We start from the raw sequence: 12,822 nt of genomic DNA, 5'->3' as shown, positions 1-12,822 counted from the left end.
AATAAACAGTAACCTAAAAAATCAATGCAAAATATGTAATTACACATTTTTCTTGACAAAAGTTTTCGCTCTTATTATAATTACTGCTGTTAATTAACAGTGGTAATTATTTTTTTGTAAGGAGAAATAACTATGGACATTGAACTTATCAAGCGTATGATGGATGCCTGTTATCAGGGCAAGCGGATCCGGGATATGCTGCCGCCTCTGCCAGATGGAGTTGCATCTTCTTATATTCAATATCTGGATATCATTGAAAAGCTGGAAAAGCAGGGAATCCAAGTGAGGGTATCAGATGTAAGTGATGCTCTTTCCCTCCCACGTCCCGGTGTAACCCGTACAGTGAAGGACATGGAAGCCAAAGGCTATGTGAAAAAGTTTGCATCTGCAGAGGACGGCCGGGTTACTTATCTTACTGTCACAGAAGCCGGAAAAGCCCTTTCCGAAAAGTACAATAAGCAGTACTTTACTATCCTGTCCGGTTATGTAGACAGTATTCCAGATGAGGACATTCTGTGTACCATCCGGACCATGGAGAAATTTTATAAGATTATGTGTGAAAGGAGAATTGACCTTGACAAATGAAAAAAATGATTTCACCCAGGGCAGCATTCTGAAAAAGCTTGCCCTTTTTATGCTGCCGATTCTGGGAGCGCTTGTACTGCAGGCAGCATATGGTGCCGTAGACCTTCTGGTAGTTGGACGCTTCGGCTCCACCTCCGGATTATCTGCCGTTTCTACCGGAAGCCAGGTACTGAACCTTGTGACTTTTGTGGTAACACAGTTTGCTATGGGAATCACAGTCCTCATAGCCCGCTATCTTGGCGAAAAAAAGCCTGAACGGATTGGCTCTGTCATTGGCGGTGCTGCAGTTGTTTTTGCTGTTATCTCTGCCATACTTTTTATTGTAATGATTACCTTCGCCCACCCTATTTCCGTGCTTATGCAGGCTCCTGTGGAGGCTGTTTCACTTACCACAAGCTATGTAAGAATCTGTGGAAGCGGCATCTTCTTCATTGTTGCCTATAACCTGCTCGCTGCTATTTTCCGCGGGCTTGGTGACAGTAAGTCGCCGCTTTTATTCGTTCTGGTAGCCTGTATTGTAAATATTTTCGGAGATTTATTTCTGGTTGCAGGACTTCATCTGGATGCCGCCGGCGCAGCTCTCGCAACCGTTTTCGCACAGGCGGTCAGTGTAGTATGTGCGATCATCATCCTGCTGAAAAAGAAGCTTCCCTTTTCCATCAAAAAATCCGACTTCTGTTTTAATTCCCAATGTAAACGTTTTCTGGGAATCGGACTGCCTCTGGCTCTCCAGGAATTTCTTACCCAGCTGTCCTTCCTGGCACTTTGTGCATTTGTAAACAGATTGGGACTGGAAGCCTCCTCCGGATATGGGGTTGCCTGCAAAATTGTAAACTTTGCCATGCTAATTCCAAGCGCACTGATGCAGTCCATGGCATCCTTCGTTTCCCAGAATGTAGGAGCGGGAAAGCCGAAGCGTGCAAAGCAGTCCATGTTCACCGGAATCGGAGTCGGACTGCTATTCGGATGTCTGGTTTTTGTTCTGATTCTATTGAAGGGTGATGTACTTGCCAGCCTGTTCTCAACTGATGCAGCAGTTATCCAGAAAGGCTTTGAGTATCTGAAGGGCTTCGCGCCTGAAACAATTTTAACAGCAATTATGTTTAGTATGGTTGGTTATTTTAACGGAAATAATCAGACCTTATGGGTTATGTTTCAGGGATTGTTCCAGACACTTCTGGTGCGTCTTCCAATGTCATATTATATGAGCATTCAGCCTGCTGCCAGCCTGACAAAAATCGGCCTGGCGGCACCTGCCTCCACACTGGTTGGAATTTTGCTTAATATGATTTTCTTTCTGTATTTCAACAAAAAAATTAATAACAGGCAATAAGTAAAAATTCAAAGTGTCTACACGATGCGTAGACATTTTGAACAGGCGAAAGCCGTATAAAAAAAGTCCCCTGCGCAGTCTGTAAAATATACTGCGTAGGGGACTTGTTTTGTGACGGGGTTATTCTTATTATGCCCGTTTTGCTGCTTTTTCAGCCTCTGGTTTTTCCAAAAGCTTCTTAATACCCTGGATTGCAACCAGCACACCCAGTATTAACAGTAATACTGCAAATATCAGCTGTAAAGAATTTCCAAGATCCAGACCTGTTGTTACAAATGCTTTGGAAAGCTTTACAATTGTCATTCCAAGTGCGGTAAAGGTAACTGCCATCATAAATACCATTGGTACCCAGAGCATCCAGCCCTGACGCTTGGTTTTCTTTAAGAATACTGCGCAGGCTACCAGTGCCAGTACAGATAACAGCTGGTTTGCAGAACCAAACAGTGGCCAGATTTCTGCATATCCAACCTTTGTAAGCAGGTAAGCAAGTACAAGTGTAATGATGGTTGCAAAGTATTTGTTTGTTACTACTTTCTGGAATGGACTCATATTTTTCTCATCTGTGTCAGAATCAAGGAAAAATTCCTGGAAGGACAGACGTCCTACTCTGGCTACAGAGTCAAGTGATGTAAGCGCAAAAGCAGATACAGCAAGGTTGATCAATGTAAATACCAGTGAGTGAGGCAAACCGATCACAGAAAGGAAGTTTGCAATCGCACCTGCGAAAATCTGGGGCTGGGTGGTAAGTCCCTGTGCAGCAGCCTCTCCTTTTCCAAATGATGCAACTGCGATCAATGCGATGATTGCAAGCATACTTTCCATAAGCATTGCACCAAATGAAACTGGAAGCATGTTCTTTTCATTTTTAATCTGCTTGGAAGCAGTACCGGAAGATACCAGGGAATGGAAGCCGGAAACTGCACCACAGGCGATTGTTACAAATAAGATTGGGAACATGTATTGTCCATCTACATTAAAGCTTGTAAAGGCCTGAAGATTACATGCCGGGTTCGCTGCAAATACACCGATAACAGCGCCCACGATCATGAAGATCAGAAGATAACTGTTCAGATAATCACGTGGCTGAAGCAGCGCCCATACAGGAGCTACACTGGCAATCAGAATATATACAAAGATAATAATGTGCCATGTTCCAAGGCTTACATACATCGGGAACTGCAGTCCCAGCACAATTGCTGCAACCAACAGCACAATTGCAAAAGCAGTATTTACCCATTTATTGAACTTTGTGTATTTCAGGAAAAATCCAAGTCCAACTGCTTCAAAAATGAATAACATGGAAGTTGTTGCAACAGCTCCATTTGCCACTACCTTTGTCACTTCTCCTGCATCATTTGTGGCAAATCCGTTAAAGGTTCCGGCTACAACATCTGCGAATGCCGCAACAACCAGAATACAGAATAGCCAGCAGAATAAAAGGAATAATTTTTTTCCAAGTTTTCCAATGTACGCTTCAATAATGTATCCGATTGTACGTCCTTTGTTCTTTACAGAGGCATACATAGATGCAAAGTCCTGAACTGCTCCAAAGAACACACCACCGATCAGGATCCAAAGAAGTACCGGAAGCCATCCAAAAATTGCAGCCTGGATTGGTCCATTGATCGGGCCGGCACCGGCAATGGATGCGAACTGATGTCCAAATACTACATTGGTATCGGCCGGTACATAATCAACTCCATCCTCCATTTCGTAAGCCGGAGTTTTGGCTTTCGGGTCAATTCCCCATTTGTTCTGGAGGTAACGGCCATACAGAAGATAGGCGCCGCCCAGAACTACGATAGCGATTACCATCATCATAATTCCACTCATAATCTTTCTCCTCGTCTTTCATTTGTAGTCAAGTGGTTAATATATATAAAAAACGCCCTTGCTATCCAATGGATAACAAAGGCGGAATTTCCGTGGTACCACTTTGTATTATCGTATCTATTACTAAATACGACCACTCATTGCTGTCTGTATAAACAGCTTCTTCTGTAACGTGAAGACTACGTCCCAGCTTACTGAAATTAGTTATTATTTTTTCAGCGGGATGCTCCCAGGTGATACCACAAAATACCTTCTGCCGCCTCTCACCAGTCTGCGGCTCTCTGTGTTCCGGTTATCTTTTGTAATTTGTCCTGTTCAATGCATTTCTCTTTATCTAACTAAAGTTTTACTACTTTTTTTAGAAAATTGCAATACATTTTTTGTATATATTATACGATTTTATCAATCTGTTTTTGTGCATTTTCGCTGGCCGGTATCAGTATCTTCAGGTCAAACCAATTCTCCTTTGTATCAATGGAAACAGCGCCATCATATTTATTTACCGTATAGCGAATGCTTTTCAGTCCATAACCGTGGAATTCTTTGTCCCGCTTCGTTGTGATAAACGCTCCGCCCTGGTAATTCAGTTCGGTATCATAATAATTTTCAAACCGGAGAAGCAGAAAGTTTTTCTGTTTTGAGACACTGACGTGTATTAATCTTTTTTCTTTATCCGGAATCTTCAATTCACATTCAATGGCATTATCCAATGCATTTCCAAAAATACTGCAGATATCCATAACATCCATAAAATCCAGCAGGGTTCCATCTGCAACGCAGGTAAAGGTTATGTTATGCTTTGCGCAATAAAGGCTCTTGGTAGTCAGCACGGTATCCAGCACTTTATTTCCTGTTTTGTTCTGACTTTCATATTTCTTTATATCTGCTTCCATTTTATCCAGAAATGCTTCCCTTTTTCCAGGATCAGCTTCACTTCTTAGCACAGCAATCTGATGCTTCAGGTCATGATACTTATAATTGATCAGCTCAATGCTTTCTTTTGACTGCTTGTATTGCGCATACTGATTCTGAAGCACATTCTGCACCGCCTCCAGTTCTTTTCTCACCCGGAGCTCACAGCACTGTATCAAATGTGCATATAAAATTGCAATTCCTGCAACATCTACCATAGTACGGATATTCCCCATTTCAAAAGAATATCTGCCTGTAAATGGCGTGTTCACATTCACATAACTCATATTGCTGACAGCAAATACGGCAATACTGATCAGGAGTCCGGAAAAATATTCCCTTCTGGTGATTTCCATCTGTCCATCCTTTGGCATATGAATATGAAGAATTTTGTACAATATCACTGCAATCACACCATAGATCAGAAGAATTGCCATTCCCTGCTGCCACCAGGACATCCATGCTTCTTTCCCTGTATAACACAGGATCTGCCACCCGGCAGAAGCCATAAATTCAGCTGCTACAAAAGCAATCATTCCAAAATATGCCGCATCTGTCAGCCTGATCTCACAGCAGCAAAAAACAAAAGCAACCATCAGAAAAACCGCAAATATCATACAGGGGATCCAAAAAATCAGTCTTACCCCACCGGTAGAAATCAGAAATACGCTCTGTATTCCAAATGCACCTGCCACAAGACAACCTATTACAGCCGGTGAAAATCTTTTTTTGAAAGGCAAAATAAAAATCAGACAAGCCATCCACTCTGCAAGTGCCGTATAAAGTCTTGGAATATCGGGCAGATAATATTCTGTCATTTTATCACCTCTCCCCAATATCTGGTCAGGGCTTCCATGAAGACCTTTCTTCGTGCACGGCTCAATGTCAGATTTTCTCCCTTCACCAAAGCACATCCATCCTGGATCCGTTCCACATGCTGGAGGTTGATCAGATATCCCTTATTTCCACGGCAGAAATTCATCTCCGCAAGCTTTTCCTCCATCTCCTTCATTTTCCCTGTTGTTTCATAGTTTCCCAGTATGGTATGGAGTATCAGAGTATGTCCCTGACTTTCAATATAATAAATATTTGCAACATTGATTCTGACCATACCGCCTTTCATATTCACCATGATAATCTTCGTTTCCCGCTTTTTCATCCGGCTGATAGCACGGTTAAGCCTCTGGGAAAATGCGAAATAAGACACCGGCTTCAATACATAATCCAGCGCATCCACTGCATATCCTCTGATCGCATATTGTGCCATATTCGTAATGAAAATGATCACAACCTCCGTGTCAATTTTGCGGATTTCCTCAGCAGCAGACATTCCGTCCATAAATTTCATTTCCACATCCATCAGGATAATATCGTACTGGGATTTATATTTATTTACAATCTGATCGCCGTCTGAATAGACTGTAATGTCAAACATCTCTTTGTTCTCTTCTTCATATTGATGCAGAAACTGCTGAAGCTGCTTTGCATACATTTCTTCATCTTCCACAATCGCAATGCTGATCATACCAGTCCTCCTTTTTTCCTGTTATTACAACTCCTTTCATAATAAATAATTTTCCCTCACTCTGCAAGACAAAAATCACATAAAAAAATCCCCCTTTTTTCTCTGAAACTTTTACAGATTCCTTGCTCTGCTTTTTCCAGATTTAAAAGGGGGACTTATGTCTCCAGATTACTGTTTAATTATTCGTTTACAGCCTGTTTTTTCTTTTTTCTCCAACGTACAATTACAATTGTATCAACTACAATAAGAACAACTGCAAGAATCACGTCAATCATTACAAACAGTTTTGTCATATTGGTCATTCCGCTTGCCGGATTTCCATCTGCATAATATCCGCTGTTTGCTACTGTATAAAGGATATTTTTGCAAGCCTGACGCATTGCAAGAACTGCTGTTGCGCTCTCATCTGTCAGTTTGTTGGACTCTGCACTGTTAAATCCAAGCATCAGATCATTTCCGTTTCTGATACAATGATCGGTGATCATGTAACCATAAGAACCGTCATAATCGGTTTCTACCATTCCAACGAATCCCCATTCTCCACGGAGCACGTTGTTCAAAAGCTCGTTGTTTGCACAGCTTGGCACTGTACCGATCCAGTTGAAGGAGGACATAACTGCCATTGCTTTTCCTTCAAAGCCCTTTGTTGCAAGCTCAAATGCTTTCAGATATCCTTCACGGATGGTCTGCTCAGAAGCAAATGTGAGAAGGAAGGAGCATCTGTTTGTTTCCTGATCATTTAATGCAAAATGCTTCATGTATGGATAAACACCCTTGGTGGCTGCTCCATTCATTTCATTTGCTGCCATGTATCCGGACAACAGACTGTCTTCTGAATAATACTCGAAGTTACGTCCTGCAAACGCTGTACGGTGGATGTTCATAGCGGGTCCGTACCATCCGTAGTTGTCAGCATCTACATATTCCTGTCCCATAGAAACGCCGATTTCATTTGCAAGTTCTTTGTTCCAGGTCTGAGCCATAAGAACTTCAGATGGATAAGCAGTTCCATATGCCTTTGTGATGAAGTTGTTTAATCCTGCAGGTCCATCACAGTCAGATGTGGCAATTTTACCTACTGATTTGATTTCTGCAGTCTGCCATCCACCAACATTGATCAGAGTAGTCATATCTTCAAAGCTAAGCTGGTCTAACAGCTTATCCCAGTCTGCATCGTCATAATCTTTTCCGGTAAGGTCAGCAAGCTGAAGTCCGTTGTCTGCTCCCATTTCCGGCATTTCATCAGAATCATTGTTATATTTGGTTCCATCATAAATGCCAAATACATTCTCTTCTACGGCTGCTCTTGTCTCGTCGCTCATTACATAAGCATCCTCTTCCGGCACACCGCATGCTTTGTCATAATTTGCAAAACCGTCCTCACGGGAAAGCTGCTCAAAGTCGCCTCTCGCATAATCCTCAAACTGGTTTGTTGCAACAGTTTTGTCGGAAGAACGACCATCTTTGCTGTAATCAATATCTTCATCAACGGTGAACTTCTCTTCACTAAGAACTGTATGAGAGTCTGAACGAAGAGAAATTGTGTATTCGCCAGCCTCTAAGATATAACCGCCTCCGGAGATCTTAATACCTTCAGAATCATAGGAAGCCATATCTTCTTTGTTGATGGTAAAGGATTTTGTCTGGGATTCTCCCGGCTCAATAGAATCTGTTTTCTCGAAAGCGATCAGGTTTGCTGCTGCTTTCTCAATTCCACCGTTTGTGTAAGGTGCTGTGTAATAAATTTCCACAACATCTTTTCCTGCAACAGAGCCTGTGTTCTCTACTGTTACATCAAAGGTGACGGTATCTCCGTTATCCTTGAAATTCTCAATCTGTTTGTCAAAGGTTGTGTAGCTGAGTCCATATCCAAATGGATACTGTACCATATCCTCATACTTGATAAGACCCTCTTCAGCTGCTGTTTCATAGAATTTATATCCTACATAGATTCCTTCTGCATAGTTTACAAATCCCATGCTTCCTTCGTAAGCCGGATCATTTGCTGCGATCTGCTCTTTCAGATCTTCTACGTTTGTATAAGCATTCAGACCCATATTGTTGTAGTATGGAGTCTCTGTCAGATCCTTTACAAAGGTATCTACTGTTTTTCCAGATGGGTTTACAGAACCATTGATGATCTCGCCCAGTGCTTCGAAGCCTGTTGCACCTGCTCCAGGAGCAAAGATAACAGCACCGATCTGCTCATATTTGTCAACCCAGTCCAGTTCCATTGCATTATTTGCATTTACAACTACAATAACATTATCAAACTGGGAGCATACTGTATCCAGCATATCTTCCTCTGTATTGGAAAGCTCGAGATAGCTCTCTCCCTCATCGAAGTCATCATAGTCTCCATTGTTTGTGTAGCTTCCTTTTACATATCCGTAATTATCCGGGGAAACCGATACTTCCTCTGCCATCTTTGCATAGCTTCCATCAATTACAGACTTCATATCGGTTGGAAGGTCTGCACCCTCTCCACCGGAACGTCCAATTACAACTACAGCTGTGTCAGAATACTCTTTTGCTTCGTCCATCAGGCTGTCTGTGTAATAATCCTTTGTCGGCTCAGGAAGTGTCCAGTCCTGCTGTGCCATAGCAATTGTAGGACGGTCAGCTCTGTAGTCAGTATACATCTTGGTAAGAGACTCGTTTGTCTCATATCCGGCATCCTTTAAGGACTGCAGAATACCGATTGCTGTGGAAGAATCAGAAGATCCTGATCCTGTTCCGCCAAACAGCGGGTTTGTAGAATCCCAGCCGAATACATTCAGTTTCTTTGTATCTGAGGAAAGAGGTAAGATACCATCGTTTTTCAGTAATACCATTCCTTCTTCAGCAACCTTCTGAATGGTTGCACGGCTCTGGTCTGTAGTCTCTTGTGCAAGTACTACTTTCTTTGCGTTTAAAACACTTGATACGTTGTTGTACATCGGTCCGTAGCAGATTACATTTACAAGCACTGCAACAATTGCAATAAATGCAATGGCAGCCTGCCAGCGGATCACATGGCGGAATCCCTTTTTGGCTTTATGAGCCACAACCATTACTACGATCATCACAACAAGTAAAGCAAAGATTGCGATAACGTAGCCGATCAGCTTCTCAATATAGGATGTAAGGTCAGCCTGACTTACACCGAGACTGCTGAAAACCGGGCTCAGTAAGTTTACTAAAAATCCTGTCATAATCATTTCCTCCCTTTGTTATTTTCAGGAGTATTCTATCAGATTTCAGCAGATTCTGTTGTATTTTACATAAACGGTTCTTTTTTTACATAAACGGTTCTTTTTTTTACATAAACAGTAGTTTTTATGGCATTCGTTTTATTAATCCATTCGGAAACACTTGGTGTAAAAGTCAATAATCCGACCTGCTTTTTAAAATGTTCAGATTGGAACACTTTAAATTGCTACATCTTGTACATTAATTATCCTATTCTGGCAGGCTACTTTCCAAACAGAGTCGTCCCCACCCGATTAAGTCATTCGGCACTTTTTCCACTCCTGGCAAGGCTTTTGCACCACGACGGAGATAGGCTTTTAGTTTTTCGCCATAGAGGTAGGGATCGTTTCGGCGGGTGATTCCCCATTCCATAAGGAGGGCGGCTGCACCGGTAACGAAAGGCGTGGAAAAGGAGGTGCCAGTGAAGGATGCATAGCCTCCACCAGAGCGGGGAGCATAGATATCAACACCGGGAGCGACAAGGTCGGGTTTTGGATAGGGGAGGGCACGACAGCCGCGGCCAGAGAAATCGGCATAGGTGTTTTGGCGGGCATCGTAGGCGCCGACACTGATTACGCGCCTGGCAGTGGCAGGGATTGTGAGGGTTCCCTGAGGACGTGGAAGATAGAAGGCTGTGCCTGGGTTTAGCGTTTTGCCACCTGGAAGCCACAGGAAATATTCCCCGTTTTTTATATTTCTTGCTGCTAAGATTATTTTCCACACACCGCTGTCTACATAGGGTCTTTTCCCATCCCGCGCCAGAAAATCCACATAAATCTCCTGCGTCACATGATATGGTGCCGGTTTTCCATAATAAATCAGAAGTTCCGTATTTCCCGCCTGCCAACGCTGGGCGCCCAGTGTTTCAAAAAGGGGGCCAACACGCTCCCCGGCTGGATTTTCCAGATAGATTTCCATCTCATCTTCATAATTTTTCCAAAGCTGCACATTTAAGGTTGGCTCAAAGGCACCAACACCAAGTTCAATTTCCTGGATTTCACCTGGCGAAAGCTTTCCTCCGGTATGCAGAGCATCATTTCCATTGTTGCCCATTCCTACACAGATCACATTTTTCCCCATTCCGGACACATTGTCCAGATAAGTTTCCAGCAGAGAATCGCCTCTGTGTGAACCATAATTATTTCCAAAGCTTAAATTGATTGCGATTGGTCTTCCAAGCCGTATGGCCTGCCGAACCAGATAATCTACACCTTGCATCAGCTCTGTAGTTCTTGGAAAAGAGTCCTGTCTTGGAATTCCCATTTTCACAACCAGAAGGTCACTTTCATATGCCACACCCCGGTTCACTGCACCATGGGAAAAATCGCTGCCAGCTGCCACTCCAAGCACAGCGGTTCCATGACCGCTTCCATCTTCAGACGTAACAAGGCGCCGTCCCTCCTGCACAGAGAGGGACAACGCCTCATTAATTTCCTCATTGGTATATTCAGTTCCTGTTGCATAGCCCTCCGGTGGATTACCGGGAATGCTCTGATCCCACAAACGCAATATTCTGGACTTTCCGTCTGCTGTGAGAAATGCAGGATGACGGTAATCCACGCCGGAATCTACAATTCCGATCAACACACCGCGCCCTGTCAGCCGTAGATTTCCCGGCTCATCGCGCTGCACCTGGGTAATACAGCTTGCCTCTTTTGAAAAAAGATCTTCAAAATACAGACGGGTGGGCTTTTCTATAAATTCTATCTGGGGACGTCGGGCATATTCTTCCAGCATACTTTCAGGAAGCGTCACAATGGCATACCCGCCAAGGAGAGGAACCACGGAAATTCCGGATCCACCAAGCAACGCCTCAACAGAATCACCCATTTCACTATACTTCACAATAATTTCCCACTTTCGTGTCTGCTTCTCATACCCCACATTCAGATTTCGGGATTTCTCTCTTTCCTCTTCTGTGGCATCCAGCGCAAGGTTCAAAAGATTATCCAGCTTCTGATCTGGCATATTTCCTCCATTTTGCAGCATATGCATACTCAGAATATACTTATCTTTAATTTACGCCAACCCGTTTTAAATAATACCTCAGCCTTCCTATTATATTTCAGAGCGTGTTTGAAAATCATTCCCACCATCTGTACTCCCTGCTTTATGGAAATTTTTTGCAGAAAGCCTTTTTCAAACACGTTCTAAACCCTCTGTAGATTTTCAAATACCAGTTATTTTTCCTCTACTTTCACCTTTTTCAGCAGAAAAATCATCACCAGCAGCACCACTGGGAAAATCAGTCCTACGCCCATACCCACGCGGATATTATCTCCTGCATTCTGTGTGACACGCCCCACGATTCCAGGGCCTATGCTGCCTCCAAGGTCTCCTGCCATGGCAAGAAGGGCAAACATGGCGGTTCCGCCGGCTGGAAATTTCTTAGAGGAAATACTGATGGTACCAGGCCACATGATTCCAACAGAAAATCCACAGACAATACAGCCGATCAGTCCTGCTGCCGGATTGGAGGACAGAGATGCAAGAAGATAGCAGAATACGCATAAAATTCCGGATCCTGCCATAAATTTCATCAAGTCCATTTTATCTCCGTATTTTCCAAAGATCATACGGCTGATTCCCATCGTAATGGCAAACATGCAGGGACCGGCCAGGTCTCCGATGGTCTTTGACAGTCCAAGTGCCGCCTCTGCATAGGCAGATGCCCACTGGGACATGGACAGCTCTGATGCCCCTGAACACACCATCAGACACACGGCAATCCAGAACACAGGCTTACGAAACAGTTCCCTGATCTTCATGCCTTCCCCTTCATCCACCAGATGTTCGATGGGACAGGTGGCAAAGTTGTAAACATTAACGGCCGGAACGATTGCCCACAAAACTGCCAGCCACTTCCAGCTGTCCATTCCAAAAACTGCGAAAAACAGGGTGGAAACTGCAATGGTTCCCACAGAGCCCCAGCAGTAGAAGGAATGAAGAAGACTCATGGTCGCTTCTTTATTTTTGAAAGGACATGCTTCCATAATAGGACTGCACAGCACTTCAATCAGTCCGCTTCCAACAGCATAAACAATAACACTGATGATAATTCCCATAAAAGGATCTGGCAAAAGCTCCGGAAGAAATGCCAGCCCCACCAGTCCTAAAGCGGAACTGATCTCAGAGGTTACAATGCACACGCGATATCCGATTTTGTCCACAAATCGGGCACAAAACAAGTCAACCAGCAGCTGGGTAAAGAAAAAGCAGGTGGAGATCAGTGCAATATTTCCAAGGGAAATATGATAATCTGTGTGAAATTTCAGAAACAGCAAAGGTGCAAAATTTGCTGCTATAGCCTGGGTGATAAAGCCCATATAACAGGCTCGTTTGGTTTTCTGGTAATTTGGCATGATTGGTTCTCCTTTTTTTCTTCTTTAAAGAAGATTTTTGT

At 43.3% G+C, this 12,822-nt stretch carries 8 protein-coding genes and 1 other annotated feature; of the genes, 2 read left to right on the top strand and 6 right to left on the bottom strand.

Annotated elements, in window-relative coordinates:
* Positions 1-132 precede the first annotated feature (132 nt).
* Entirely contained in the window at positions 133-585 is a 453-nt protein-coding gene (locus tag AB5706_RS09210; RefSeq protein WP_173716524.1) for a MarR family winged helix-turn-helix transcriptional regulator, read from the top strand.
* Positions 575-1,918 carry an MATE family efflux transporter gene (locus tag AB5706_RS09205; RefSeq protein ID WP_368366008.1) on the top strand — a complete coding sequence of 448 codons (1,344 nt, stop codon included), beginning with the start codon at positions 575-577 and terminating at the stop codon, positions 1,916-1,918. The genes AB5706_RS09210 and AB5706_RS09205 overlap by 11 nt, the downstream gene beginning before the upstream one ends.
* A 129-nt stretch (positions 1,919-2,047) precedes the next feature.
* Here the strand turns inward: AB5706_RS09205 and AB5706_RS09200 are convergent, their stop codons facing one another.
* The 6 genes from AB5706_RS09200 to AB5706_RS09175 form a co-directional block, all read right to left on the bottom strand.
* The gene (locus AB5706_RS09200; protein WP_368366007.1) at positions 2,048-3,751 is read right to left on the bottom strand and encodes a carbon starvation protein A; all 1,704 of its coding nucleotides are present in this window, start codon (positions 3,749-3,751) and stop codon (positions 2,048-2,050) included.
* A 74-nt stretch (positions 3,752-3,825) separates the two neighbouring features.
* Positions 3,826-4,079, bottom strand: a binding site (T-box leader).
* Between the two features lie 61 nt (positions 4,080-4,140).
* On the bottom strand, positions 4,141-5,481 hold the full coding sequence (locus tag AB5706_RS09195) for an ATP-binding protein (RefSeq protein WP_173770027.1): 1,341 nt from the start codon (positions 5,479-5,481) through the stop codon (positions 4,141-4,143).
* A complete protein-coding gene (locus tag AB5706_RS09190) occupies positions 5,478-6,188 on the bottom strand; it encodes a LytR/AlgR family response regulator transcription factor (RefSeq protein ID WP_148461047.1) in 711 nt (236 codons plus the stop codon). The genes AB5706_RS09195 and AB5706_RS09190 overlap by 4 nt, the downstream gene beginning before the upstream one ends.
* 179 nt (positions 6,189-6,367) lie before the next feature.
* Positions 6,368-9,382 (bottom strand): glycoside hydrolase family 3 C-terminal domain-containing protein, encoded by a 3,015-nt coding sequence (locus tag AB5706_RS09185; RefSeq protein ID WP_368366006.1) that lies wholly within the window; start codon positions 9,380-9,382, stop codon positions 6,368-6,370.
* A 247-nt stretch (positions 9,383-9,629) separates the two neighbouring features.
* Positions 9,630-11,387 (bottom strand): S8 family peptidase, encoded by a 1,758-nt coding sequence (locus AB5706_RS09180; RefSeq protein WP_368366005.1) that lies wholly within the window; start codon positions 11,385-11,387, stop codon positions 9,630-9,632.
* A 212-nt stretch (positions 11,388-11,599) separates the two neighbouring features.
* Positions 11,600-12,781 carry an MFS transporter gene (locus tag AB5706_RS09175; protein WP_118580427.1) on the bottom strand — a complete coding sequence of 394 codons (1,182 nt, stop codon included), beginning with the start codon at positions 12,779-12,781 and terminating at the stop codon, positions 11,600-11,602.
* Between the last annotated feature and the right edge of the window lie 41 nt (positions 12,782-12,822).

It is taken from the genome of Ruminococcus sp. RTP21484sp1_RTP21277st1_D2_RTP21277_210401 (genome assembly GCF_040924225.1).
GTDB lineage: Bacteria > Bacillota > Clostridia > Lachnospirales > Lachnospiraceae > Blautia_A > Blautia_A faecis.
This window is presented reverse-complemented; position numbering and strand designations above follow the sequence as displayed.